This window comes from Tritonibacter sp. SIMBA_163 (assembly GCF_046535935.1).
In the GTDB taxonomy this organism is placed as follows: domain Bacteria; phylum Pseudomonadota; class Alphaproteobacteria; order Rhodobacterales; family Rhodobacteraceae; genus Epibacterium; species Epibacterium scottomollicae.
This window is the reverse complement of sequence record NZ_JAWJBP010000607.1, coordinates 1-264: the sequence shown is the minus strand read 5'-3', so window position 1 is coordinate 264 and position 264 is coordinate 1. Positions and strand designations below refer to the sequence as shown.

1 protein-coding gene is annotated in these 264 nt (G+C 59.1%); it reads left to right on the top strand.

Annotated features, from left to right (window positions below; translation table 11 throughout):
• The coding region (locus R0J92_RS23740) for a S1 RNA-binding domain-containing protein (RefSeq protein ID WP_411053482.1) at window positions 1–264 on the top strand (264 nt) is incomplete at both ends.

Below are 264 nucleotides of genomic sequence, written 5' to 3'. Positions count from 1 at the left end.
CATTGCCGAACTTGACAAGCCGGGTCGCGATCCGCGCCCGGAGTTCAAGACCGCGACCTTTGCCGATGGCATTGATGACATCAAGGACCTGAAGCCCGGCATGCTGCTTGAAGGCACCGTGACCAATGTTGCGGCCTTCGGTGCATTCGTTGATATCGGCGTGCATCAGGACGGACTTGTCCATGTTTCGCAGCTTGCGGACCGTTTCGTCAAAGACCCGCACGAAGTGGTCAAGGCCGGCGATGTGGTGAAGGTGCGCGTCAC